The organism is Ornithinicoccus sp. (assembly GCF_057176825.1).
Genome location: NZ_CM169976.1, coordinates 293,419 through 317,979, shown reverse-complemented (window position 1 = coordinate 317,979; position 24,561 = coordinate 293,419). Strand labels below are relative to the sequence as shown.

Genomic DNA, 24,561 nt, shown 5'->3' with positions numbered 1-24,561 from the left:
ATGAAGTTGGTTGCCTCTGCACTCGCCCTGATCCTGGTCGGGGCCGGCAGTGTCCTCCTGTGGCGGGACGCCACCTCCCAGGACGACCTGAGCCGCCCCGGCGTCGTGGTCTCTTCGGAGGCCAGCCCCGGCGACGTTTCCGCACCCGTCGCCGCCGAGCCCGGCGCCGGCGGTGCCTCCAGCGGCGAGGCCCTGGAGGCCCGCGAGGAGCGTGCCTCGCTGCGCGAGGCCGCCATGGTGGAGCAGGCCATGGCCTTCATCGCCGGCATGAGCGCCGACCACCCCGAGGTCGTCGCCGCCCTCGAGGAGAAGAAGGCCGCCGACAAGAAGGCGGAGGAAAAGGCCGCCGAGGAGGCCGCCGCGAAGAAGGCGGAGGAGGAAGCCGCTGCCAAGAAGGCCGAGGAGGAGGCCGCCGCCAAGAAGAGGGAGGAAGAGGCCGCCGCCAACAACCCGCCCCGGGCCGTCTCCCCGCCGCCGGTCTCACCCGGCAACGGGGGTTGGTACGACGACGATGACGACGATGACTGGGACGACGACGATGACGACGACTGGGACGACGACGATGACGACGACTGGGATGACGACGACGATGATGACGATGATGATGACGACGACTGAGCGAACCCCGCGCTGAGCGGCCACCAGCCCTGAGCCGGCCGTGCCCACCCCGGCGGCACCGCCCCCGTTCCGTCGCCGCGGACTCCCCGACCGGACGGCTCAGTGAACCACCAGGCCCCTGACTGGTGGGTTCATCGGCCGAGAGAGTCGAGCACCTGGCGCTCCTCCTCGGCCAGCAGACCCCCGACGTTCGCGTCGGGGGTCTGCTGTGTCCAGGCCAGGGTGTCGCGCGCGGTGTCCGCCAGCGGGCGGCACACCAGGCCGGCGGCCAGGGATGCCGACACGTCCCGGTCCAACATCCCCGCCAGCTCGGGCACCGGCAGCCACAACGGCAGCGAGCGGGGCCCCGCCCAGGGCCGCACGTCTCGCGCGGTCAGTGCCGCTGGGTCCGTCCACCGGAGGTCGGCCCGGGAGTCGACGCCGGAGGCCACCGCGGCCAGGGCGGTGTCCAGCGACACCGCCGCGGAGGTCGCGTCGAAGGTCCCGGTCAGCCCCTGCTCGGCGCCCCGGACGATCCAGCCCGCCAGGTCGCGCACGTCGATGACCTGCACGGGCGCCTCCCGGGGCAGCGGGGCCAGGACCGTGCCTCCCCGGTGCAGCCGCACCGGCCAGTAGGTGAACCGTCCGCTGGGGTCGCCGGGGCCCACGATCAGGCCGGGGCGCACCACCCACCACCGGTCGGCCGACGCGCGCACCAGGTCCTCGCAGGCCACCTTGTTGCGCCCGTATGCCGTCGGGTCGTCATCCGGCAGGTCCTCCTCCGCGGGCGCCAGCAGGGGCGAGTCATCCGGCCCACCGCCGGGGGCGAGCGGCTCGGCATACGCGCTGATCGTGGACACGAACACCCAGTGCGGGCCACCGCCGAGGGCCTCCGTCGCCGTGGCCACCCAGGAGGGGGTGCGAGCCACGTCGACCACCAGATCCCAGGCGCCCCGGGCCAGCCCGGCCCAGGGTCCCGAGCGGGTGTCGGTGTCTGCGGCCCGGTCCAGCGGCACGTGCCGCGCACCGTCCGGGATGGTGCCGCCGGTGCCGCGGCAGGCGCAGGTCACTTCGTGGCCACGCTCCACCGCCTGCGCCGCCACCTCCCGGGAGAGGAACACGCTGCCACCGAGCACGAGGATCCGCATCCTGTCACGGTAGTGGCCGGTCGCGCCCGGCGCCGGTGGATAACGCGGACGCACTGTCGTGAACGGCCGTTACCGTCGGCCTATGGGATTCCAGTTGCGCGGTGCCGAGTGGGTGGGCGACCTCGGGGACGACCAACTGGTCGCGGTCTTCGACGCGCCGACCCTGCAGCGCGGGCAGGACTACGCCCGGCAGTCCCTGGTGCGAGACGTGACCGTCGCGGACCGGGGCCGCGTGCTGGTGGGTGAGGTGGCCGGCACCCGGCCCACGCCCTACACCTCCATCGTTACCCGGTCGGAGCGGCCTCGCGGAGCGCCGTGGAGCAGCCGGTGCACCTGCCCCGTCGCGGTCTCCTGCAAGCATGCGGCGGCGCTGCTGGTCGCCGTCCGGCAGCAGCTGCGCGACACCGGCGAGGCGGCCGCGGCCGCCCCCGACTGGCGGCACGTGCTGCGCGGCGTGCGCGAGGACGTGGCACGGGGTCCCCGTCCGGAGCCCTTCGACGTCGGGCTGGTCGTGGAGCAGGTCCCCGACCCGGCGGCCGTCTGGGACGGCGGCCCCGGGATCCGGCTGCGGCTGCGGCCCAGCAAGCACGGCCGCACCGGGTGGCACCGACGCACCGCGTGGGGCGACGTCACCGGGCTGGTGGGGCCCCACGGGGCGCTCCAGCCCAGACCCGGCCACCGCGAGGTGTGCGAGGAGATCCTGCGGCTGCAGCGGCGCACCCCCGGGGCCTACGCCGGGCTGGGCGACCAGGCGGTGCACCTGGACGAGCTGGGCCCCGACCTGTGGCACGCGCTGCGCCGGGCCGTGGCGGCAGGGATGCCCCTGTTCGCCGAGCCCGGTGACGAGGGCAGCGTCGTGCTGGAGGAGCAGCCCAGCGCCGTCCAGGTCGACCTCGCCCGGTCCGAGGACGGGGCCCTGCGGGTGCGGGCCCGGATCACCCCCGAGCCGCAGACCGGGCAGGGCGTCCGCCAGGCACTCATCGGGCGGCCGCCCCACGGCCTGGCGCGGTGGGACGAGGACGACGTGCTGCACCTGGTGGCCTTCGACACCGTGATCGACCGGGCCGTGGGCGACCTCGTGTCCAGCGGCGAGGTGACCATCCCGGCCGACGACGTCGCCACCTTCCTGGGTGACTACCTGCCCGTGCTGCGGCGCCGCACCCAGGTGGTCTCCACAGACGGGTCCGTATCGTTGCCGGACTCCGCCCCGCCGCAGCTGCTGGTCCGGGTCGAGCGGGCCGGTCACACCTCGGTGCGGGTGCGCTTCGGGTTCCGCTACGGCGCCGGGGAGACGGCCGTCGACGTGCCGGTGGGGGCCAGCAGCGTGGCCGCGGTGCGCGACCTGGCGGCCGAGGCCGACCTGGTGCGCGCGCTCGCGGTGCTGGACGACATCCCCGGGTCGCGGGCGCTGGTCCCGCCGGGCTCCCACGTGCTGCTGGCGGAGTCCACGGTGCTGACCCGGCGGGCTGCGGTCGACTTCATGGACGAGACGCTGCACCGCCTCCAGGACCACGACCGGATCTGCGTCGAGGTCGCCGACGACGTGCCGGACTTCACCGAGGCGCAGGAGCCGCCGGTCATCGAGATCGAGGTCGGTGACGGCATCGACAACGACTGGTTCGACCTCCAGGTGAGCATCCGGGTGGAGGACGAGGAAGTGCCGTTCCAAGACGTGTTCCAGGCGCTCGTGGGGGAGGAGGACCAGATGGTGCTGGACTCCGGCACGTGGTTCGACCTCGACGTCCCCGAGCTGGACGACCTGCGGGACTGGATCGAGGAGGCGCGCCAGCTGGTGGACCCCGAGGCGTCCGGTCTCCGGCTGAGCCGCTACCACCTCTCGCTCTGGGAGGAGCTGCAGTCCCTCGGTCTGGTGATGGATCAGTCCGAACGCTGGAAGGAGGCGGTCGCCGCGCTGGACCACCTGTCCGCGCTGGAGACGCCGCCCGTGCCCGAGTCGGTCCGGGCCACGCTGCGTCCCTACCAACTGGACGGGTACGCCTGGCTGTCCACCCTGTGGCGCTGCCGGCTCGGGGGGATCCTGGCCGACGACATGGGCCTGGGCAAGACGCTGCAGACGCTCACCATGATCGAGCGCGCCCGCGAGCAGGACGACCTCGAGGGCCCCGTCCTGGTCGTGGCACCCACCAGCGTCATCGGGGCCTGGACGAGTCAGGCCGCGCAGTTCGTCCCCGACCTGCCGGTGGTCGCGATCGAGCAGACCAGCCGCACCCGGGGCACCCCCCTCGCCGACGCCGTGGACGGTGCCGCCGTGGTCGTGACCTCGTATGCCGTCGCGCGCCTGGACGCCGAGGCGTTCCGCTCCATCCGGTGGTCGGCACTCGTGCTGGACGAGGCGCAGACGGTGAAGAACTTCCGCTCCAAGACGCACCGTGCCCTGCTGCGCCTGGACCGCGGCCTGACCCTGGCGATCACCGGCACCCCGATCGAGAACAACCTGATGGATCTCTGGTCCCTGCTGGCGCTGACCGCGCCCGGGCTCTACCCCGACCCGGCCCGGTTCACCGAGCACTACCGCCGCCCCATCGAGGCAGGCGGACGCCCCGACCTGCTGGACCGGCTGCGCACGCGGGTGCGGCCGCTGATGCTGCGGCGCACCAAGGAGGAGGTCGCCACCGACCTGCCGCCGAAGCAGGTGCAACTGCTCGACGTGGTGCTCTCACCCCGGCACCGGCGGATCTACCAGACCCACCTGCAGCGGGAGCGCCAACGGGTCCTCGGCCTGTTGGAGGACCCGGACGGCAACCGGGTCGCGATCCTCGCGGCGCTGACCCGGCTGCGGCAGCTGGCGCTGCACGCGGGGCTGGTCGACGAGGAGTTCGCCGGCGTGGACTCGGCCAAGGTCGAGACCCTCGTGGAGCACCTCACCGAGCTCGCCCAGGAGGGTCACCGGGCCCTGGTGTTCAGCCAGTTCACCCGGTTCCTCGGCATCGTGCGCGACCGGCTCACCGCCGAGGGGATCGAGACCTGCTACCTAGACGGCTCGACCCGGGACCGGGCCCGGGTCGTCAAGGAGTTCCGCACCGGGTCAGCACCGGCGTTCCTGATCAGCCTCAAGGCCGGTGGCGTCGGGCTGACCCTCACCGAGGCCGATTACGTGTTCGTCCTCGACCCCTGGTGGAACCCTGCCGTGGAGAACCAGGCGATCGACCGGGCCCACCGGATCGGCCAGGACAAGCCGGTGTTCGTCTACCGGATGGTCTCGGTCGACACCATCGAGGACCGGGTGCTGGCCCTGCAGGAGCGCAAGCGGGACCTGTTCGACAGGGTCGTGGACGGCGGCGGCGAGCCGTCGGGTGCGATCACCCCCGATGACATCCGGGCGCTGCTCGCCGACGACTGACCTGGGTCCTCGCGACCGGACTGCTGGCGGGGCGAGGGCGCCGGCTGACGGGAGTCCGGGGTGACCTGCAGAAGCGGGTGCCGTAGCCCTCGTCTGGCAGGTCACCTGGCCGGTCACCTGGCCGGTCACCTGGCCGGTCAGCGGCGCGGACCGAACTGCGGGGCGTCCCGGGAGAACGCCGCCTTGCGGGCGCGGGCCGTGTTCGGCAGGCCCAGGAGGCGCAGTTGCTCGAGCCGTTCCCGGGCGAAGGTGCGCCGTGGGCCGGATGTCCACGTCCGCTCGAAGAGCCGCTTGGCCGCCGCGATGGCGTCGGGGGAGCGCTCGGCCAGCTGCCCGAGCAGGGCGTGCGCCTCGACATACGGGTCGGCGACGGCCGCGGTGGCCAGGCCGAGCCGGGCCGCCTCGGTGCCGTCCACCCACTCGGCCGTCATCACCAGGCGCTTCGCGGTGTCCTTGCCGACCTGCTCGGCCAGGCTGCGGATGCCGCTCATGTCGGGGATGAGGCCCCACTTGCCCTCGAGCACCGACCACCGGGCGTCGGGGGTGGTGAACCGGAAGTCGGCGCCCAACGCGATCTGCACGCCGCCACCGAGGCAGTGGCCGTGCACGACGGCGACGACGGGCACCGGCAGCCGGCGCCAGGCCCAGCAGGCCTCCTGGAAGGTGTTGGTGCCGCGCCACGGCCGCGGGACGAAGGCCCGGGCGATGCCGACGCGGTCCGGCAGCACGCTGGCGAAGTCCAGCCCGGCGCAGAACGCATCGCCCTCGCCGGACAGTACGACCGCCCGCAGATCCTTGTCGGCACGCAGCCGGTGGGCGGTCGCCGCCAGCTCGTCGAGCATCGGCAGGGTGAGCGCGTTCAGCTTGTCCGGCCGGTCCAGTCGGACCCGCGCCACGCCGTCGACCACGTCGGTGCTGATGCCGTTGCTCACCGGCCCAGCGTGCCACAGGCGTGGTCCAGCGGCGTCTGCCAGCGGCGGGTCAGCCGGGCCCGTCGAGGGCCGACCGGAGCCGGTCCACCTCCGCGGCCGCCTCGACCTCGGCTGCCGCTGCGGCCGTGCGCGCCTCCATGGCCCGGGTCACCTCGACCAGGGCCTGCTCGTCCGCGGCCTCCGCCGCGGCCAGGTCTGCCCGGAGCTTCTCGATCCGGGCGCGGGTCGACTCGCTGCGGCCACGGGCCTGATCCAGCCGGGAGGTGCAGACCGACAGTTCCTTGGCGGTCCGCTCCTGTTGGTGCTCTGCCGCGGCCAGTGCGGCCCGGAGCTCCGCGGTGGGGTCCGGATCCGGCTCCGGCGGCGCCTCCTCGGGCTCATCCGGTGCTGCCGCCGGCTCGGACGCCTGGAGCTCACCCCCGCCCTCGATTCGGGTCAGCACCACCCCGGTGCTGGTCCGGGCCACGGCGTCGGCCACGTCGACCTCGCCGAACCCGGAGTAGTGCAGCGCCCGGGTCAACCCGCCCGAGGCGACCACCTCGGCGGCAGCCTCGTCGGCCAGCGCCGCGATCCCGGTGTCCCGGATCTCGGCCTCGACCGCCGGGGTGAGCCGCTGTCCTCGTGCCGAGGACACCTCGGCGGCCGCCGCGACCAACTCGGCCAGCACGGTGTCGCGCTCGCCCCGCAGCCCGGCGATCCCCGCGGCGTCCAGGGCGGACTGGGCGTGCCGGAGCCGGACGCCGACATCGCCCAGGCGCTCCAGCACGTCCGGTCGCTGCCGGAGCACCTGGTTGAGGGCCCAGCCGGCGACGCTGGGCTTGCGGAGCGCCCCGATCTGTCGCGCCGCCTCCTTGTGCCCGTCCACCTTGGCCGCCTTGACCAGGGCGGTCCGGCGCGCGATGAACTCACCGGCGGACACGGCATACAGCTCGGTCACGGCCGCGCGCACCAGGCCGGCGCCGGCCGCCTCCTCGTCCTCGGGGGTCACCGGTCCAGCGTACGGAACACCCCGGTCGCGCCCCTGTCAGCCGAGGTGCTTGGCGGCTTCCCGCCGGCTCAGCGGGCTGAGCGCCATCGCGTGTCGGTCAAGGAGGGCACGGACCCAGTCGGGGTCGGTCTTGGCATACTCGCGCAGCGCCCACCCGATCGCCTTGCGGATGAAGAACTCCCCGCCGTGCCGGCTGTCGACCACGTTGGCGCCCACGCAGTGCTCCAACAGTGCGGTGTCGGTGTCCGCCTTGGCCCCGAGCTGGGACAGGATCGCGGTGCGCCGCACCCACAGGTCGTCGTCCGTGGCCCACGCCCGGATCACCGGCTCGACCGCGTCGTGGTGCGCGCGCAGGATCGGGCCGACCAGGTGCGAGGCGATGTCGTCGACGTGGTCCCACCAGGCGCCGGTGATCACCAGGTGTCGGTAGAGCTCCAGCGTCTGCGGGTCCTGCCAGCCGCGGTAGTGCCGGTGCCCGGCGAGGGCGGTGGCGGCATACCGCTGCTCCCGGTGCGTGGCGCCGTCCCAGAGTGCGCGGACCGTCGCCTCCCAGGTGGGCCGGTCGGTCAGCCGGTATGCCGGATGGCCGAGGATCGGGCGCACCGTCGCCCGGAACTCGGGCGTGGTCAGGCCGTGGTAGGGCAGCGCCGACTTCATGTAGCGCTGCTGCCCGATCGCCCGCTCCGGGTCGCCGGCCGCGGCCAGCGCCTCCCGGACGTCGGCGACCAGCTCCGGGTGCGGCCCCGCAGGTCTCCCGGGGGTGTCGGGCGGCGGCGCCATCGCTCTCCTCGTGGGTCGGCCGGCTGTCCGCCCCATCCTGGCACTGGTGGCCGACACCGGTGGGTGGGCCGTAGCGTGCTCCCTGCCGGCACCGACCGGACCGATCACCGAACGGGGAGCGACCATGACCCTGGCCCTGCACCACATCACCCTCGACTGTGCCGATGCCCGGCGGGTTGCCGAGTTCTGGGCCGCCGCCCTGGGCAAGCAGCTCGCGGAGCGCTCCGACGCGGAGTTCGCGATGATCGGCGACGGGGCGACGGACGGGCAGGGGTGGCTGTTCTTCCAGGTCCCCGAACCGAAGACCGCGAAGAACCGGATGCACGCCGACCTGCGCTCCGACGATCGCGCCGCCGACGTCGAGCGGCTCGTCGGGCTGGGCGCGACGGTGCTCACCGAGGAGGATCGGTGGGGGACGCGGTGGACCGTCCTGGCCGACCCGGAGGGCAACGAGTTCTGCGTCGTCCAGGTGTGAGCTCGCGGGCCGTCAGGCCTTGGCCCCGGTGCCGGGCCTACGGAGCCCGGACGCGATGAGTACTGCTGCCGGGACCAGCCCGGTGAGGAAACCACTGGGGCCGATCAGCGCCAGGCAGCCGACACACCACAGGCCGAGGGACCAGCCGACGTAGCGCGGCACCGCCTCGTCCCGCCGGCCCATCCGGACCACGAGCAGGCCGAGTACGGCGAGGACCACTACGAAGCTGCCGGGCAGTGCCCAGAACAGGGCGATCGACTCCATCGGTGCGTCGGCCGACCAGAGGTCACCGGCGAGCCAGGCGGACCAGTACTCGTGAAACAGGAAGACCGCCGTGTGCAGCACGGCGATCCCCACCATCCACCAGCCGGCGAAGATCGTCGGGCGGTGGGCGGTGCGGACGGCCTGCGGTGCGGCCGGGTGAGGGTCGGTGGAGCGGGTGGGATGGGCAGCGGGTGTCGTCGTCATGGGTCCACGCTCGCCCGCGGTCGAGACCCGGGGCGTCACCCGCGCGGGGGATCGTGCGGTGCGACACGGGTGAACGGGCCGGGGAACCGGGGCCGTGTGCGGACGTGGCCCCTGGCCACTCAGGCCACTCAGTCCTGCGGTGCCTCGGCCGGGAGGTTGTCCTCGACCGCCTCGCGGACCAGTTTTGCCCGGTGTCTGCGGTTCAGGACCAGGCCGAGGACCACCAGCAGGATGAGGCCCAGGCCCGCCACGCCCCAGGGGGACCCGGCGGCCGCAGCCACCCCCGCGTCCCACGCCGCGAACCCGATGGTCGCATAGATGGTGCCCCAGGCCAGGGCCCCCGGGATCTGGGCGAGGGTGAAAATGGGCCAGGCGATGCGCACCATGCCGGCGGAGGCGAGCACCAGCGTCTGGACTCCCACGGTGAGGTGGCACAGCGGGACCGCGATCAGGCCCCAGCACTCGATCGACCGGCGTCCGCGGGCCACTCCCTCCCCCTGCAGCCACCCGTGGACCGAGGCCTTCCAGCCCTCCACCGGGTGGGTCCGGCGCAGCGCCTGCTCGGTCACCACCCGGGCGATCCAGTACGTGGCCTGTCCGCGCGCCATGACGATCGAGAAGAGCGCCGCCAGAGCGATGAGGAAGGGCCGGTCTTGGAACACCAGGTAAGGCTACCCTTCGATAGTCCTGCAGGGCCCGGACCCGGGGTCAGGCGGGGAGGGGGCGGCGGAGGCGGCGCAGCGCCACCTCGGCCAGCCAGGCGGCCGCGTCCGGGAGGACGGAGTCGTCGAACTCGGCGATCGGGGAGTGGTTGTCAGGGGCGTGCGCGTAGTCCTCGGCCGGGCAGGCGCCGATGAAGAAGTAGGCGCCGGGCACGCGTTCCATCACGAACGACATGTCCTCCGAGCCCATCTCCGGCTGCGGCCGCTCGGAGAACCGGTCCTCGCCGAACAGGTCGACGACCGTCTCCAGGGCGAGCGCGTACTCGGCGTCGTCGTTGACCGTGGCGGGGTACCCCTCGCTGAAGGTCACCTCGGCGGTCAGCCCGTGCGCCGCGGCGACGCCGCTCGCGGTGCGCCGGATCGCGTCCTTCGCGGTGTCCCGGTTCTCCGCGGAGAAGGTGCGCAGCGTCGCGGAGATCTCCCCGGTGTCCGGGATGATGTTGTCCTTGGTCCCCGCGCTCACCCGCCCGACGGTCAGCACCACGGCATCGAACGGGTTGAAGGTGCGAGTCACCATCGTCTGCAGCGCCAGCACCACCTCGCACGTCGCGGGGACGGGGTCGAGCGCCCGGTGCGGCTGCGACCCGTGGCCGCCCGCGCCGGTCACCGTGATCGACACGGTGTCCGCGGCCGCCATCATCTCCCGGGGCCGCGCGAACCACTGACCGAGCGGGTACTCCGAGGAGGTCACGTGCAGCGCGAACGCCGCGTCGACGGGGCGCCCCGACACGCTGAGCAGACCCTCCTCGATCATCGGCTCGGCACCGCCCGGTCCCTCCTCCGCGGGCTGGAACATGAAGACGACGTCGCCGGCGACCTGGTCGCGCATCCGGCTCAGGATCCGTGCGGCGCCGATCAGGCCGGCCGTATGCAGATCGTGCCCGCAGGCGTGCATCTGGCCCTCGTGTCGGGACCGGTAGGGGAGGTCCACCTGCTCGGTGACGGGCAACCCGTCCATGTCGCCGCGCAGCAGCACGGTGGGGCCCTCGCCGCGCGGCACGGCGGTCCCCCGCAGCACCGCCGTGACCGACGACAGGCCCCGGCCGGTGTGGACCTCCAGGTCCAGGCCCTCCAGCTCGGCCAGGACCCGTTCCTGGGTGAGCGGCAGGTGCAGGCCCAGCTCGGGGATCTGGTGCAGGTCGCGGCGCAGGGCGATGAGGTCCGGGGCGAACTCCCGGGCGAGGTCGAGGGTGCTCATGGGCACCATCCTCTCGCTGCTGCCTACGCTGGGCCCGACAGGGTGCACCGACCGAAGGGGAGAACATCCGTGGCCACGACCCCACCGTCGCTGCCGGGCCCGGCGCGGGACGAGGACGTGCCGGCCTACACCGACTCCCTCGGCCTGCCCGGCTTGGCCGACATCCACGTGCACTTCCTGCCCGAGCGGATGCTGGCCAAGGTGTGGCACGCCTTCGACAGCAACGGGTGGCAGGAGCCGGGGGACTGGCCGATCCGCTACCGACTGGCTGAGCCGGAGCGGCTGGCCACGGTGCGCGCCCTGGGGCTCCAGGCGATCCCCGCGCTGACGTACCCGCACAAACCGGGCATGGCGGCCTGGCTCAACGACTGGTGCGCCGGGTTCGCCGCCCGGGTGCCGGACGCGGTGCACTCCGGGACCTTCTATCCCGAGCCGGAGGCCGCCGACTACGTCCCCGCGGCCCTCGAGCGTGGGGCCAGGCTGTTCAAGGCGCACGTGCAGGTCGGCGGCTACGACCCCAACGATCCCCTGCTCGACTCGGTGTGGGGTGCGCTGCGGGACGCCGCGGCGCCGGTGGTGCTGCATGCGGGATCGGGGCCGCACGCCGGGGAACACACCGGCCCGGACGGGGTGGCCCGGCTGCTGCGCAGGTTCCCCGGCCTGGTGCTGGTCGTCGCGCACCTGGGGATGCCGGAGTACCTGGAGTTCGCCGAGCTCGCCGACCGGCACGAGGGCGTGCACCTGGACACGACCATGGCCGGCACCGACTATGTCGAGGCGCACCTGCCGCTGCCCGCGGACTTCCTGCCGGTGCTGCGCCACCTGGGGGAGAAGGTGGTGCTCGGGTCGGATTTCCCGAACATCCCCTACCCCTACGCCCACCAGCTGCAGGCCCTCGCCCGCCTCGACCTCGGGGACGAGTGGTTGCGGGGCGTGCTGTGGCGCAACGGGGCGCGGCTCATGGGGCTAGGCTCGCCCTGACGTCATCACCGTTCGCAGAGGGGTCGCACGTGAGCACCGAAGAGTCGGGTAACCCGGGCCGGCAGGATCCACCGACCGGGCCACCGCCCGGCCAGTCGTCACCCCAGGCCTCGCCGCAGTCGTGGGGTCAGCCCCAGGGCGGTCCTCAGGGGCCGCCCACCAGCACGTGGCCGACCTCCCCGGGTGGCGCGGGCCAGCACGGTGGCACCGCTCAACCGGGCGCCCAGGGTCAGCAGGCGAACCGCCCGCCGGGCCCGGGCCAGTCCTACGCCCAGCCCCAGGGGGCGGGGCAGGGACAGCCCTGGGGGCACACGGCATACGGACAGCCGGGCCAGCAGCCGGGCGCCCAGGGCCAGCCGGGCGCCCAGGGCCAGCCGGGTGCCCAGGGCCAGCCGGGGGCGTATGCCGGGGCCCCCACCGCGACGACACCCACGCCGGGAGCCACGAGCATGGACAGCGGCACGCTCGTGCGGATCGTGCTGCACGCGCTCGCCCTGCTCCTGGTGGTGCTCGGCATCTCGATCCCGATGGACGACCTGGGAGTCCTGTGGAGCGACAGCGCCGCGTGGGCGGGATTCGCGACCGCGGCGGCCGTGGCGCAGGGTGCCCCGCTGCTCGGCAAGGGTGCGCTGGGCGGCAACGCGTGGACCGTCGGCGCCGCCGGGGCGGGGGGTCTGCTGCTGTTCTGGACGTTGCTGATGCTGCCGATGATCAGCACCAACATGGCCTTCCTGGTGACCCTGGGCACCGCCTGCGCCGTCGGCGCCGTGGCCCTGAGCCCCGGCCGGAGGCTGTGAGGCGCCGGTGAGCACCACCGCCCGCCGGGTCGCGGTGCCCACCGCGGCGTTCCTGCTCCTGCTGGCGCTGGGGCTACCCTGGTCGGCGTCGAGCAGGGAGTACGTCCCCGGGTGGTACGCACCGGGTTCCTGCACCACCAACCTCTTCGACGGCACGATGTGGTGCACTGGGGGCTACGTGTCCCCGGGGATGTATGTCGGGGCGGCTGCGCAGTCCGGATCGCAGGCGGTGGCACGGGTCTTCCTGGTCGGCGCCCTGATCCTCATCGTGCTCGCCTGGCGGCACCAGCGGACCACCTGGTTGGCGCTCGCCGGAGCCGCGGTGCTGCTGGGGGTGCCCCTCACCGGCCTGGCCGCGCAGAGTGGACAGGTCGCCGCCCTCGGTGCCGCTGCGCTGTTGCTGTATGCCGGGCAGTCCCGCCGTGGGAACGTCCCGCGTGCGCGCCGTGAGCCGGGAACGGTCGGTGGCTGAGCGCACCACGGCGGTGTGGACCGCCGCACTGCTCCTGCTGCTCTCGCTGGGTCTGCCGTGGACCACACCCTCGCTCTCCTACACCCCAGGGAGCGGCCCCACCTGCATCGCCGACCTCTCCGGGGAGGGCGGCCTGATCTGCGACTACATCTCGGTCGGGGGGTATTCCACCGTCGTCGCGGGGCTCAGCGGCAGCCAGTCACCGGCCCGCGTATTCCTCGTGCTGGCGCTGGTGCTGACCCTCTGGGCCCTGGCGCGGCAGCGTCCCGGGGCCCTCGGGCCGGCCGCCGTCGCGGCCCTGGTCGCCGTCGGGCTGGGGCTGCCGATGGTGCTGAGCGGCCAGGTCGTGGCCGCTGGCGCGGCGGTGCTCCTGCTGTGGGCGACGCGTCGGGCTCAGGGTGTCCTGCCCAGCGCCGCCAGCAGCCGGTCGGGCGCGGGGGCGGCCGCGGTCACCGGGAGCGCCGGGGCGAATCTGGTCGGCCGGTCCCGCGGCCCGACCAGCAGCGGCAGGTAGGCCAGCAGGTCGGCCGCCAGCGCGTCCGGTAGCGGGTGGTCCAGGGCGCACGCCCGCGCCAGGTCGACCCCGTGCACGGCGATCTCCAGGGATCCCGCAGCTGCCAGCACCCCCGCCTGCATCGGGGACCCCGCCACCGAGATCAACCGCTCCCCGTCGTGCTCGGACCAGGCCGCCAGCAGGTCACAGGCCCGGTCCCGGATCGCATGCACCAGCTCCAACGGTGTCGCGGGCGGTCGTCCGTCACGACCGGGGCCGGGCCCAGGGCCGGACCGGCCGTCGCCCCGGTGCAGCGACACAGTGTGCTCGCGTCCCGCCTGCTCGATGGCCCGCAGGGAGTCGTCCATGTGGGTCAGCAGGGCGGTCAGGTCCCAGCCGCGGCACGGCGTCGGCGCGTGCGGGTCGGTGGCGGGGACGGCGGCGAGAGAGACCCGGGTGTAGCCGATGGCACGCTCCAGCAGGCCCAGCTCCGGCAGGGCCGGTGCCGGGCGGGCCGGGTGCGTCACGGGGCCAGGACCCCGTCGTCCGACACCGCGTCGGCTGGCAGCGCCGGGGGTAGCCCGAAGGTGCTGAAGAGGGCGTCGTCGAAGAACGCCCCGACGTGCGAGACCCGGTCGCCCTCGAGGGTGAGCACCTGCAGGTGGAAGGGTGTGTAGCTGCCGTCCGGGCCGCGCATGTAGAGCCCGAAGGCGGGCTGCCCGTTCGCCGTCGTCGGCACCATCGCCATCATCCGGGCCTGGCCCGGGCACTGCGAGTCGATCAGGGTCCCGATCGCCTCCGGGCCCTGGTACCAGCCCGGGAACGGCGGCATCTCCCACACCGCCCGGTCGGTGAACATCCCGACCAGCCCCTCGATGTCCTTGTCCCAGAACGCCTGGACGTAGCGCTCCAGCAGGGCCTCCTGGTCGGGGGTGAGTTCCCCGGCGACCCCGTCCCGGCTCAGCTCGGCCTTCCGGACCGTCTCCCGGGCGCGTTGCAGGGCACTGTTGACGGCTGCCGTGCTGGTGCCCACCGCCTCGGCGACCTCGGCGGCCTTCCACTGCAGCACGTCGCGCAGCACCAGCGCGGCCCGCTGCCGGGCGGGCAGGTGCTGCAGGGCGGCCACGAACGCCAGGCGGATGCTCTCCTGGCTCTCGGCGGAGCCCTCGGGGGAGGCGGCGAGGAGGGCGTCCGGGGCGGGCGAGAGCCAGGGGACCTCGCCCTCGGCGTGCACCGGCTCGCGGGGGTCGGCCGACGGTTGCCCCAGCCCGGTGGGCAGCGGCCGCCGGGGCCGGCCCTCGAGCGAGGTCAGGCACACGTTGGTGGCGATCCGGTGCAGCCAGGTGCGCATCGAGGCCCGCTCCTCGAACGCGCCGTAGCCCCGCCAGGCCCGCAGGAACGTCTCCTGGACCAGGTCCTCGGCCTCGTGCACCGAGCCGGACATCCGGTAGCAGTGCGCGAACAGCTCGCGCCGGTACTGCTCGGCCCGGGCGGTGAAGTCGCCCCGTCCTGCAGGGTCCTCACCGGTCGACCCGCCGTGCTCGTCGTGCGTCCGTGGGGGGCTGCTCATCGAAGGTCCTTTCGCCAGCATCGAGTATGCCGTGGGGAGGGCCCGGCGCCGAGCCCTCTAGCATGTGGACCATCCGGACCCGCAGGACTCATCGGTCCGGTGGCCCTGCGGCAGGGTAGGGCGCGTCCCGGACCAAAGGACCGCACTCGTGTTGTTCGTCGCCAGCGTTCTGGCCGTCATCCTCAATTCGTTGCTGCTCGGCTTCGTGACCCGGCGGCTGCTGGGGCAGCCGATCGGCTGGCCGCGCACCATCGTGGTGAGCGCCCTGGTGCTCACCGGGATGGGCGGCCTGATCAACGCGATCACGTCCGGGCTCGGGATCGAGGTGGGCGAGGACGGCCTGGTCACCGGGGCGGAGCCGGCGGTGGCGGCGATGCTGCTCGTGCTGATCATCGCCTGGGCGGTTGCGCTCGGCATCGGGGCGCTGGTGATCCTGGAGGCGATGGTGCCGACCGGCACGCTGCCCCGGCCGCTGGTGCTGCTGCGCGACCTGCCCGCCCGGCGCCGCCGGTCCCGGCGTTATGGGGCGATCGTCGCCATCGCCGTGCGGCACGGGCTGGGCGGATTCCTGCGGGCGCGACGGCATACGGCACTGGGCGACGAGGCACCCAGGGTGGCCCGCTCGCTCCGTCTCGCGATGACCGAGGGCGGCGTCACCTTCGTCAAGCTCGGGCAGATGCTGTCCACCCGACCCGACCTGGTGGGCCCGGCGTTCGCCGCGGAGCTGGGCCGGCTCACCTCCGACGTCGCGCCCCAGCCCTGGGCGGTCGTCGAGCAGACGTTGCGGGAGGAGCTGGGCGCCGATCCCGCCGAGGTCTTCGACCGGGTCGAGCAGGAGCCGCTGGCCGCGGCGTCCGTCGGGCAGGTGCACGCCGCCCGGCTGCGCGACGGCTCACCCGTGGTGGTCAAGGTGCAGCGCAGCGACGCCCGGGCGCAGGTCACCGCCGACATGGACATCATCCGGCGGCTCGCCGGCTGGCTGGAGCGCACCACCGACTGGGGTCGGGCGCTGCGGGTGCGCAGCCTCGCCGAGGGGTTCGCCGCCAGCCTCGACGAGGAGCTGGACTACCGGGTGGAGGCGGCCAACATGCACGCCGTGGCCCTGGCGTCCGCCGGCACGGGCGCGGTGCCGGTCCGGGTCCCCACGGTGTATGCCGAGTGGTCGGGTGAGCGGGTCCTGGTGATGGAGCGGATGGCCGGCCGGGAGCTGTCCCGCGCGGGGGACCTGCTGGCCGGCCTCGCACCGGAGCGGCGCCGCGAGATGGCGCACACCCTCCTCGCGGCGGTGCTGCGGCAGGTGCTGGACAGCGGGGTGTTCCACGCCGACCTGCACGCCGGCAACGTCTTCGTCGACGAGGACGGTGCGCTGGGGCTGCTCGACTTCGGCTCGGTCGGCCGGCTGGACACCGCGGCCCGGGGCGGCCTGACCCGGCTGGTGCTCGCCGTCGACCGGCAGGACTCGGTCGGTGCCACGGACGCGCTGCTCGGGGTGCTGGACCGACCCGCGGGGCTCGACGACCGCGCGGTGGAACGCGAGCTCGGCGGGCTGATCGCCCGCTACGGCCACGGCCTCGGCGGCGCCGGCTCGGCCGGCCTCTTCGGCGACCTGATGGCGCTGGTGGTCCGGCACGGATTCTCGGTGCCACCGGCCGTCGCCGCGGCCTTCCGCTCGCTGGGCGCACTGGAGGGCACGCTGCGGGTGCTCGACCCCGGCGTGGACCTGATGGACGCCGCGCGGGCCGCGGGGCGGGACATGGCGGCCGGCCGGATGGCCCCCGGCCAGCTGCGCGAGTCGCTGGAGGAGCAACTGCTGCACCTCCTGCCGGTGCTGCAGCGGCTCCCGCGGCGGGTGGACGCCCTCGCGGACGCCGCCCAGCGCGGCGAGCTCTCGGTCAACGTCCGGGTGCTCGCCGACGAGCGGGACCGCTCGTTCCTGTCCGGGCTGGTCCAGCAGCTGACCGTGACGCTGCTCGCCGGGGCCGCGGCCATCGGCGGGATCCTGCTGATCCTGGCCGACCGGGGACCGGAACTGTCCGAGGGAATCGGGCTCTACCCCGTGCTGGGGGCCACCCTGTTCCTGTTCGCGTTCGTGCTGGCGGCGCGGGCCCTGGCCGTGGCCTTCGCCGACCAGGCGCGGACCTCCTGGGGCGCCAGACGCTAGGCGGTGCGGCTCAGAGCACCCGGCCGTAGCTGGTCACGCCGGAGAACATCTTGCGCTTCTGCACCGGCAGACCGGGCTTGCCCGAGTCGTAGATGTAGCCGTTGCCGGCGTAGATCGCGACGTGGTAGTTGCTCCAGAAGACCAGGTCACCCTTCTTCGGCGAGCTGACCGGCGTGGTGGCCGCCTTCTGCGCCGACACGGTGCGCGGCAGCGAGTAGCCGAGCCGGCCGAAGACGTACTGGGTGTAGCCGGAGCAGTCGAAGCCGGCCGGGGTGTTGCCGCCGGACTTGTACATGATGCCGAAGTACTTGCGGCCCTCCGTGAGCACCTGCTCGCCGGTCACGCCGCTGCTGGGCGGGTCGGCCTGGGTCAGCCACTCGGAGACGTAGCGCTGGTCGGCGATCTTGATCCAGCCGTTGCCGGTCCGGGTGCCGGTGATCTTGGCGCCGACCCGGTAGGTGCCCAGGCTGGCGTAGTTGGTGCCAGGGCCCTTGCGCAGCTTGGCCGGCGACTTCACGTAGCGGGTGACCTTGGTGCCGGCGGCCTCGAAGCCCGAGGCGGGGGCCACCGTGGTGGTGGCGCTGGTCGGGCTCGTGGCGGGGGCGGCGGGAGCGGCGTTGGCCGGAGCGGAGGCCAGCAGCGGGACCGCGACGCAGGCGGAGAGCAGGGCAGCGGACAGGCGGGAGTGAGTGCGGGTCATCAGTGATCCAAACGCAGGGGGCGGGGACGGGGCGGGCGCCGCAGTGGCGCCCGTCGAGTGAAGCGTCCCCGCGGGAGGGGCGCAAGTCTCACGGGTTGCAGCGCTCCGGCTGTCGTGCTGGGGTCCGGCGGCCTCCCGTTGTGAGGTTGGTCACCGCGGCGATGTGATTCAGCAGGTCGGGGGCCCGGGCGTGCCCGGAGGGCACGGATCGAGCCGAAATGTCAGGATGGCGGGCATGACAGACCCCACCACATTGCTGGTCCTCGGCGCCTCCGGCGACCTCACCAGTCGGCTCCTGCTCCCTGGGCTGGGGAGCCTGCTGGCCGCCGAACCGGACCGCCGCGTCCGCGTCATCGGGGCGGACCGGGCCGACCTGGACGATGCTGCCTGGAGGGACCGGATCAGCGAGGCGTTCACCGCAGCGCAGGTGCCGGAAGAGACCGCGGGGGTCGCGCTCGCCGACGCCCGGTACGTCCGGGCAGACCTGTTGCAGCCGGACCAGCTGGCCGCGACCCTGGAGGGTCTGACCGGTCCGCTCGTGCTGTATTTCGCGCTGCCCCCGCAGGTCACCCAGCAGGTCTGTGAACTCCTGGAGGACCTCGACCTGCCGCAGGACGTCCGGCTCGCGCTGGAGAAGCCGTTCGGCCACGAGCTGGAGTCGGCCCAGGAGCTGAATGTCCAGGTGCTGCGCCTGGTGCCCGAGGACCGGGTCCACCGGGTGGACCACTTCCTGGGGGTCAACACGATCCTGAACCTGATCGGCATCCGCTTCGCCAACCGGTTGTTACAGCCCATGTGGTCGGCCGAGCACATCGAGCGGGTCGACATCTCCTACGGCGAGACGCTGGCGCTGGAGGGGCGGGCGGGCTACTACGACGGGGCCGGTGCCCTGGTCGACATGATCCAGTCGCACCTGCTGCAGGTGCTGGCCTTCTTCGCGATGGAGGCCCCCGCCGCCCTGGACGCCGAGGAGGTCCGCTCGCTGAAGGCCCAGGTGCTCCGCGCCACCCGGATCTGGGGGCAGGACCCCGCGACGGCCTCCCGCCGGGCCCGCTACACCGCCGGGCGCGCGGTGGACCGGGACGTGCCCAGCTATGTCGACGAGGAGGGCGTCGACCCGGCCAACGACACCGAGACCCTGGCCGAGGTCGTGCTCGAGGTCGCCAACGCCCGCTGGACGGGCGTGCCCTTCGTGCTCCGCAGCGGCAAGGCGCTGGGGGAGCAGGCCAAGCAGGTCGTCGTCACCTTCCGACCCCCGCGGCACGTGCCGGACGGGCTGAAGGACTGCACCGAGCCGGACCAGCTGATCCTGGAGCTGCGGCCCGGGGCGGTCGACCTCGTGCTGTCGATGAACGCCGAGGGCAACCCCTTCGAGCTGGAGCAGAAGGCGATCCGGGCCGAGTTGGGCAAACCGCGGATGTTGCCCTACGGCGAGGTGCTGGCCGGGATCCTGGACGGCGACCCCCTGCTGTCGATCCGCGGCGATGTCGCCGAGGACTGCTGGCGCATCGTCGACCCGGTCCTGGCGGCCTGGCGTGCCGGGTCCGTGCCGATGCAGGAGTACCCGGCCGGGTCGCAGGGTCCGGATGGCTGGGGCCAGGTGCCCGCGCCCGGCTGACCGCTGCAGCCGGCCCCCCCGTGCCGCTAGCGCGAGGTGTCGACGATCGGGATGGGGGTGCGGGTGCCGTCTGCGGCGACGGCCTCGACCCGGTGTGCTGCCGAGCCGAGGTCGACCGCGAACGGCTCCAGGCCCTCGAGGGGCAGGCCGATGGTCTGCTGCAGGCTGATCGGGTCGTGCAACTCCCCGTCGACGATCAGCTCGCGGGTGCCCTCCGGCAGCCACCCGGCAAGGACCTGGCCCCCGGTGTCTGACCCCTGCAGCGCCCAGGGGCCCTCGGGCACGGCGACCGGCTCGGACACCTGGCGCCCGCCGGTCCAGACCGACCACCGGCCATCGGACTCCGACCGGGCCAGCTGAGGACCACTGCGTTCCGGCGGCGGGACCCCCACCACGTCCGCAGCGACCCACCGCACGGACCACTCCTCGCCGACCTCCCACAGCAGGGCGGCGGGGCCCTCGCCGCCAGTGACGGGCAGGTGCGCCACGTTGGCCAGCACCTGGTCGTCGTCGTCGAGGACCGGGCGCAACTCCTCGACCGGCTCGCCGCCGGCCAGCCCCGCCCGCGCCGCGTCCGGGGGCACGATCGCGATGATGGAGTCCTGGCCGGGGACCTCCAGCAATTCGGCCCCCCACCGCTGCACGTCCTCACCCGGGTCCCGGGAGCCGTGCAGCACCAGCGGGCCGCCCGGCTGCTGCGTCACGACGCTGACCCCCACGCCCGAGGCTGCGGCGTCTCCGGTGTCCTCGGGGCGGGGGACCAGACACCCACCCGTGGTCCGGATGACCCGGACGACGGTCCCGTCCGCGGCGACCCAGTCCAGCAGCGTCAGGTCCGTTACGTCCGAGGCGATCTCGGTGCGTGCGCCCGTCGTTGCCGACGGGGCTCCGCCGGCAAGGAACTCGGGGCACTGCGCCGTGCTCCCCGGGGCTGCCGGCAGCGCGTCCTGGAGGGGGCCGGGGAGGAGTTGGCCGGCCCACAGGACGGTGCCGACGACGAGTGCGCCGACCGTCCCCACGGAGCTGGTGGCCGCAATGCGCCGGCGCCGCCTCCTGCCCTGGCCCCGGTCCAGGACGGCACGTCCGTCCAGGGGCGCCATCGCCGGCGGGTCTGCCAGCAGCAACTGGTCGCGCAGCCAGGTCTCGTCATCGGTCATGATCGCCTCACCTCTGCGTCCGGGTGGTGTGTGGAGTCGTCCTGGTCGGCCGCGGCGAGCCGTCGCAGCGTGGCCAGACCCCGGGAGGCGGCGCTCTTCACCGCGCCCACCGAGATCCCGAGTTCCTGGGCGACCTGCTGCTCGGACAGGTCGCACACGTGGCGCAGCACGATCACGGCCCGCTGCTGCGCCGGGAGGGCCTGGAGCGCCGCGACCAGCGCACCCCGCTCCGTGACGGCGACGGCCGGATCGGCCGCGGGTCGACCCCCGTCGACCCCCGAGGTCCGGTGCCAGGGCAGCAGCGCGGCACGGCCGCGGCGGCGGGCGGCGTCACGCTGGATGTTGACCATCGTCCGGCGGACGTATGCCGACTGCTGGCCCGGGTGCAACCTCGACCACCGCGGGTAGACCCGGGTCAGGGCCTCCTGCACCAGGTCGCGGGCCTCGTCGGCGTCGGAGGTGAGATACCAACCGACGCGGAGCAGCGCGGCACCCTCGCGGTCGACGAAGGCCGCGAACTCGTCGTCGGCGTCGGTGCTCACGGACCGAGCCTGCCACTGCGCTGCATACCCCTTCCACGACGAGGCACGGCGAAAGGTTGCCCGGCGCGGGTGCTGCGGTGCCGCTCCGGGTCAGTCGGCGGCCAGGTCGGCGACGACCGCCTCGGAGTGCTTGCCGCGCCGGCCGAACAGGCCACGGCGTGGCCCGCCCTCGGCCCGGCGTGCTGCCCGCCGCTCCTTGGCGCCCTCGACCAACTGGTAGAGCACCGGCACCAGCAGCAGCGTCAGCGCGGTCGAGCTGATCAGGCCGCCGATCACGACCAGCGCCAGCGGCTGGGAGATGAACGCGCCGCCGCCGGTGATCGACAGCGCCATCGGGGTGAGCGCGCCGATCGTGGCCAGGGCCGTCATCACGATGGGACGGAACCGGTGCCGGGCCCCCTCGATGAGGGCGTCGTGCACGCCCAGGCCCCGGTTGCGGTACTGGTTGACCAGGTCGATGAGCACGATGGCGTTGGTGACGACGATGCCGACCAGCATCAGCATGCCGATCAAGGCCGCCACGTCGAGCGGGGTGGCGGTGGCCAGCAGCATCAGCAGCGAACCGGTCGCGGCGAACGGCACCGAGACCATCAGCAGCAGCGGCTGCACCAGGGAGTTGAAGGTCGCCACCATCACCAGGTAGACGATCGCGATCGCCGCGAGCAGCGCGAGGCCGAGCTGGGCGAACGCCTCCTCCTGGTCGGCGGTGACACCCGCGATCTCGGCGCGGACCCCCTCGGGGAGGCCGAGAGCTTCCAGCCGTTCCTGCAGGTCAGCGCTCACCGCACCCAGGTCCGTCCCGGTGGGGGTCCCGGTGATGCTGGCGCTGCGCATCCCGTCCACCCGGGTCACCCGCACCTGCTGGTCCACCTCCTCCAGCGTGGCGACGTCTCCCAACGTGATGGGCCCCTCTGGCCCGGCCCCGACGGCCAGCGCCTCAAGCGCCTCGACGTCGGCGGGCGCCTCACCCTGGTGCACGACGACACGGACCTCGGCGGCGCCCAGTTCGACCTGGCCGACCGTGCTGCCGTCGGTGGCCGCGGCGACGGCCTGGCCGATGCCGGCCTCGGTGAGACCGAGCCCGGCGGCGGCGTCCCGGTCGACGGTCACCTCCAGCGACGGCACCAGGTCGGTGAGGTCGTTGGTCACGTCGGTCGCGCCGGTCGCCTCCATCGCCCCGACGACGTCCTCGGCGGCGGCCGCGAGGTCGTCCTGGTCCAGCCCGGTGACCAGCACCTGCAGCTCCGTCGCCCCGGGGGCACCGGTCGCCGCGGCCACTGTCACCGTCGCGTCCTCCGGGGCCGGAGCCTGCTCCTTGAGGAGGTCCCCGAAGGCGTCGCCGTCGGTGCCCTCGGTGAGGGTGATCGCGATGCTGGCGGTGTTGCTCCCCGAGCCGAGGAAGACGGCCTCGATCCCGCCCGAGGAGCCCACCGTCGCCTGGAACGCCTCGACCTCCGGGCGCTGCCCCAGCCAGTCCTCGACCTCCCGCGAGACCTCGTCGGTCTCCTCCAGCGTCGCCCCGGAGGGCAGTTGCACCGTGGCGGTGACCGAGTTGCCGCCGGCGTCGCCGATGAAGTTCGTCTGCAGCTGACCCGCCGCCACCCCGGTGCCGACCAGGATCAGCACGGCCAGGACCAGGGACCAGACCGGGCGGGAGATTGCGGTGCGCAGCACCGGCAGGTAGGCCCGCTGCAACCGGTCCGGCTCGTCGCCGGGGACCGGCCCCACGGCATACGTCTCGTCGTGTCCTGCCGACTGCCCCTCGGTGGGGATCCCCTCCCCGGGGGTGCCGTGGTCGGTGGCGCGGGCGTCGGCGGCCCGGCCCATGAACCAGTAGCCGAGCACCGGCACGATCGTCAGGGAGACCAGCAGCGAGGCGCCCATCGCGATCGCCACGGTCAGCGCGAACGGGCTGAACAGCTCGCCCACCTGCCCGCCGACGAACGCCATGGGCAGGAACACCGCCACCGTCGAGACCGTCGCGGACGTGATCGCGCCGGCGACCTCCCGCACCGCCCGCACGATCGAGGTCAACCGGTCCTCCCCGAGGCCGGCGTGCCGCTTGATGTTCTCGATCACCACGATCGAGTCGTCGACCACGCGACCGATCGAGATGGTCAGCGCGCCGAGGGTGAGGAGGTTGAGGCTGTAACCCGCGGTCTGCAGCCCGATCAGCGCGATGAGCAGGGACAGCGGGATGCTGACCGCGGTGACCAGCGTGAGCCGCACCGAGAGGAGGAAGACGAGCACGATCAGGATGGCGAACCCGAGCCCGAGCAGGCCCTCGTGGGTCAGGTCGTCCACCGACTGCTCGATGAACGGTGCCTGGTCGAAGATCACGGTGATCTCCCCGCCGAGGGCGGCCTCCAGCTCGGGGCGCAGCTGCTCCAGCTCGTGGGAGATCTCGACGGCGTTGCCGTCGGGGGTCTTGGTGATGTTGAGACCGACGCTCTCGGCCCCGTTGGTCCGGGTGTATGCCGTCGCCTCCGGCGTGGTCAGGCTCACCTCCGCGAGGTCGGAGAGGGTCGCGCCGTCGGCGCCGGGCAGCGGCAGGGCGGCGATGTCGTCCACCGACTGCAGGCGCGTGCCGACCTGGACCGCCAGCTCCTGCTCGCCGTTGCTCACCCGGCCCGCGGGGACCACCAGGCCGTTGGCCTGGAGCAGCTGCCCGATGTCGCCGGCGCTCACCCCCGCCTCCGCGGCGGCGGCCTGGTCCAGGTCGATCCGCACGACCTGGTCGGAGACGCCGGTCAGCTGGGCGTCACGGACCCCGTCGATGTCCTCGATGTCGGGGATCACCACCTGGCGCAGGAGGCGCACCAGGTCCTCGGCGTCCTCACCGCCGGTGGCCGACATCTGGATGATCGGGAAGTCGTCGATGCTGCCGGCGAAGATGGTCGGCTCGGCGCCGTCCGGCAGGTTCGGCAGGGTGAGCACGGCCCGCTGCAGGTCGGTCTGTGCGGCCCCGAGGTCGGTGCCGTAGTCCAGTTCCACGGTGACCGCGGAGAACCCCTCGCTCGACTGTGACTGCACCTCGACGACACCGCCGAGCCCCTGCGCCGCGACCTCGATCGGGTCGCTGACGCGCTCCTCCATCACCTCGGCGCTGGCGCCCTGCACTCCGGTCGCGACCGCGAGGACCGGGAACTGCAGGGACGGGAAGAGCTCGCGCGGCAGGGAGACCATCGCGTTCAGGCCGGCGACGACGGTGAAGATCGTGGCGAGGGCGATGAGTGCGCGGTTGCGCACGCTGAAGAGGGTGAGCTTGCTCATCGGCGTGGATGTCCTCGGTGGATCGACGGCGGTTGGACAGCGACGGGGCCCTCGCTAGTATGCGGGGAATAGTTAGTCATCTCCTAATCAATAGGGTCCGCCGCGGTTGCCCTGCCGGCAGCCCCCGG

At 73.6% G+C, this 24,561-nt stretch carries 21 protein-coding genes; 8 read left to right on the top strand and 13 right to left on the bottom strand.

What is annotated here, in order from left to right; genetic code table 11:
• Positions 1-618 carry a hypothetical protein gene (locus AC1QRC_RS01645; protein ID WP_484205128.1) on the top strand — a complete coding sequence of 206 codons (618 nt, stop codon included), beginning with the start codon at positions 1-3 and terminating at the stop codon, positions 616-618.
• 131 nt (positions 619-749) lie between these two features.
• Here AC1QRC_RS01645 and AC1QRC_RS01640 read toward each other — a convergent pair whose 3' ends face one another.
• Positions 750-1,745: a Rossmann-fold NAD(P)-binding domain-containing protein gene (locus AC1QRC_RS01640; protein ID WP_484205127.1), complete on the bottom strand. Its 996-nt coding sequence runs from the start codon at positions 1,743-1,745 to the stop codon at positions 750-752.
• 82 nt (positions 1,746-1,827) lie between these two features.
• Between AC1QRC_RS01640 and AC1QRC_RS01635 the strand changes: the two genes are divergently transcribed.
• Positions 1,828-5,106 carry a DEAD/DEAH box helicase gene (locus AC1QRC_RS01635; protein ID WP_484205126.1) on the top strand — a complete coding sequence of 1,093 codons (3,279 nt, stop codon included), beginning with the start codon at positions 1,828-1,830 and terminating at the stop codon, positions 5,104-5,106.
• 137 nt (positions 5,107-5,243) lie between these two features.
• Here the strand turns inward: AC1QRC_RS01635 and AC1QRC_RS01630 are convergent, their stop codons facing one another.
• The 3 genes from AC1QRC_RS01630 to AC1QRC_RS01620 are packed head-to-tail and all read right to left on the bottom strand — an operon-like array spanning position 5,244 to position 7,806.
• Positions 5,244-6,038, bottom strand: coding sequence for a crotonase/enoyl-CoA hydratase family protein (locus AC1QRC_RS01630; RefSeq protein WP_484205125.1), 795 nt, complete (start codon positions 6,036-6,038; stop codon positions 5,244-5,246).
• 49 nt (positions 6,039-6,087) lie between these two features.
• Positions 6,088-7,026, bottom strand: coding sequence for a hypothetical protein (locus tag AC1QRC_RS01625; RefSeq protein WP_484205124.1), 939 nt, complete (start codon positions 7,024-7,026; stop codon positions 6,088-6,090).
• Between the two features lie 36 nt (positions 7,027-7,062).
• Positions 7,063-7,806 (bottom strand): DNA alkylation repair protein, encoded by a 744-nt coding sequence (locus AC1QRC_RS01620; RefSeq protein ID WP_484205123.1) that lies wholly within the window; start codon positions 7,804-7,806, stop codon positions 7,063-7,065.
• 124 nt (positions 7,807-7,930) lie between these two features.
• On the opposite strand from AC1QRC_RS01620, the gene AC1QRC_RS01615 reads away from it, so the two are divergent.
• On the top strand, positions 7,931-8,281 hold the full coding sequence (locus AC1QRC_RS01615; protein ID WP_484205122.1) for a VOC family protein: 351 nt from the start codon (positions 7,931-7,933) through the stop codon (positions 8,279-8,281).
• 12 nt (positions 8,282-8,293) lie between these two features.
• Here the strand turns inward: AC1QRC_RS01615 and AC1QRC_RS01610 are convergent, their stop codons facing one another.
• The 3 genes from AC1QRC_RS01610 to AC1QRC_RS01600 form a co-directional block, all read right to left on the bottom strand.
• A complete protein-coding gene (locus AC1QRC_RS01610) occupies positions 8,294-8,749 on the bottom strand; it encodes a DUF6463 family protein (RefSeq protein ID WP_484205121.1) in 456 nt (151 codons plus the stop codon).
• Positions 8,750-8,877: 128 nt separating this feature from the next.
• Positions 8,878-9,411, bottom strand: a complete 534-nt coding sequence (locus tag AC1QRC_RS01605; protein ID WP_484205120.1) for a DedA family protein — start codon at positions 9,409-9,411, stop codon at positions 8,878-8,880.
• Positions 9,412-9,457: 46 nt separating this feature from the next.
• The gene (locus tag AC1QRC_RS01600; RefSeq protein ID WP_484205119.1) at positions 9,458-10,669 is read right to left on the bottom strand and encodes a M20 metallopeptidase family protein; all 1,212 of its coding nucleotides are present in this window, start codon (positions 10,667-10,669) and stop codon (positions 9,458-9,460) included.
• A 69-nt stretch (positions 10,670-10,738) separates the two neighbouring features.
• Between AC1QRC_RS01600 and AC1QRC_RS01595 the strand changes: the two genes are divergently transcribed.
• From AC1QRC_RS01595 to AC1QRC_RS01585, 3 genes are read left to right on the top strand one after another with little or no spacing between them, the layout of a single operon-like run.
• Positions 10,739-11,650 carry an amidohydrolase family protein gene (locus tag AC1QRC_RS01595; protein ID WP_484205118.1) on the top strand — a complete coding sequence of 304 codons (912 nt, stop codon included), beginning with the start codon at positions 10,739-10,741 and terminating at the stop codon, positions 11,648-11,650.
• A gap of 29 nt (positions 11,651-11,679) precedes the next feature.
• Positions 11,680-12,447 (top strand): hypothetical protein, encoded by a 768-nt coding sequence (locus AC1QRC_RS01590; protein WP_484205117.1) that lies wholly within the window; start codon positions 11,680-11,682, stop codon positions 12,445-12,447.
• Between the two features lie 7 nt (positions 12,448-12,454).
• Entirely contained in the window at positions 12,455-12,919 is a 465-nt protein-coding gene (locus AC1QRC_RS01585; RefSeq protein WP_484205116.1) for a hypothetical protein, read from the top strand.
• Positions 12,920-13,312: 393 nt separating this feature from the next.
• Here AC1QRC_RS01585 and AC1QRC_RS01580 read toward each other — a convergent pair whose 3' ends face one another.
• Together AC1QRC_RS01580 and AC1QRC_RS01575 are read right to left on the bottom strand one after the other, a co-directional pair.
• On the bottom strand, positions 13,313-13,939 hold the full coding sequence (locus AC1QRC_RS01580; RefSeq protein WP_484205115.1) for a TIGR03086 family metal-binding protein: 627 nt from the start codon (positions 13,937-13,939) through the stop codon (positions 13,313-13,315).
• Positions 13,936-14,982 (bottom strand): sigma-70 family RNA polymerase sigma factor, encoded by a 1,047-nt coding sequence (locus AC1QRC_RS01575; protein WP_484205114.1) that lies wholly within the window; start codon positions 14,980-14,982, stop codon positions 13,936-13,938. Before AC1QRC_RS01575 ends, AC1QRC_RS01580 begins: the two co-directional genes overlap by 4 nt.
• A gap of 148 nt (positions 14,983-15,130) precedes the next feature.
• Here AC1QRC_RS01575 and AC1QRC_RS01570 point away from each other — a divergent pair, with 148 nt between their 5' ends.
• Positions 15,131-17,143: an ABC1 kinase family protein gene (locus tag AC1QRC_RS01570; RefSeq protein WP_484205113.1), complete on the top strand. Its 2,013-nt coding sequence runs from the start codon at positions 15,131-15,133 to the stop codon at positions 17,141-17,143.
• A gap of 10 nt (positions 17,144-17,153) precedes the next feature.
• On the opposite strand, the gene AC1QRC_RS01565 is transcribed toward AC1QRC_RS01570, so the two are convergent.
• The gene (locus AC1QRC_RS01565; RefSeq protein ID WP_484205112.1) at positions 17,154-17,843 is read right to left on the bottom strand and encodes a C40 family peptidase; all 690 of its coding nucleotides are present in this window, start codon (positions 17,841-17,843) and stop codon (positions 17,154-17,156) included.
• 235 nt (positions 17,844-18,078) lie between these two features.
• On the opposite strand from AC1QRC_RS01565, the gene AC1QRC_RS01560 reads away from it, so the two are divergent.
• A complete protein-coding gene (locus AC1QRC_RS01560) occupies positions 18,079-19,461 on the top strand; it encodes a glucose-6-phosphate dehydrogenase (protein ID WP_484205111.1) in 1,383 nt (460 codons plus the stop codon).
• A 26-nt stretch (positions 19,462-19,487) separates the two neighbouring features.
• On the opposite strand, the gene AC1QRC_RS01555 is transcribed toward AC1QRC_RS01560, so the two are convergent.
• The 3 genes from AC1QRC_RS01555 to AC1QRC_RS01545 form a co-directional block, all read right to left on the bottom strand.
• A complete protein-coding gene (locus AC1QRC_RS01555; RefSeq protein WP_484205110.1) occupies positions 19,488-20,618 on the bottom strand; it encodes a hypothetical protein in 1,131 nt (376 codons plus the stop codon).
• On the bottom strand, positions 20,615-21,160 hold the full coding sequence (locus AC1QRC_RS01550; protein WP_484205109.1) for a SigE family RNA polymerase sigma factor: 546 nt from the start codon (positions 21,158-21,160) through the stop codon (positions 20,615-20,617). Before AC1QRC_RS01550 ends, AC1QRC_RS01555 begins: the two co-directional genes overlap by 4 nt.
• Positions 21,161-21,250: 90 nt before the next feature.
• Positions 21,251-24,433 (bottom strand): efflux RND transporter permease subunit, encoded by a 3,183-nt coding sequence (locus AC1QRC_RS01545; protein WP_484205108.1) that lies wholly within the window; start codon positions 24,431-24,433, stop codon positions 21,251-21,253.
• Positions 24,434-24,561: the final 128 nt, after the last annotated feature.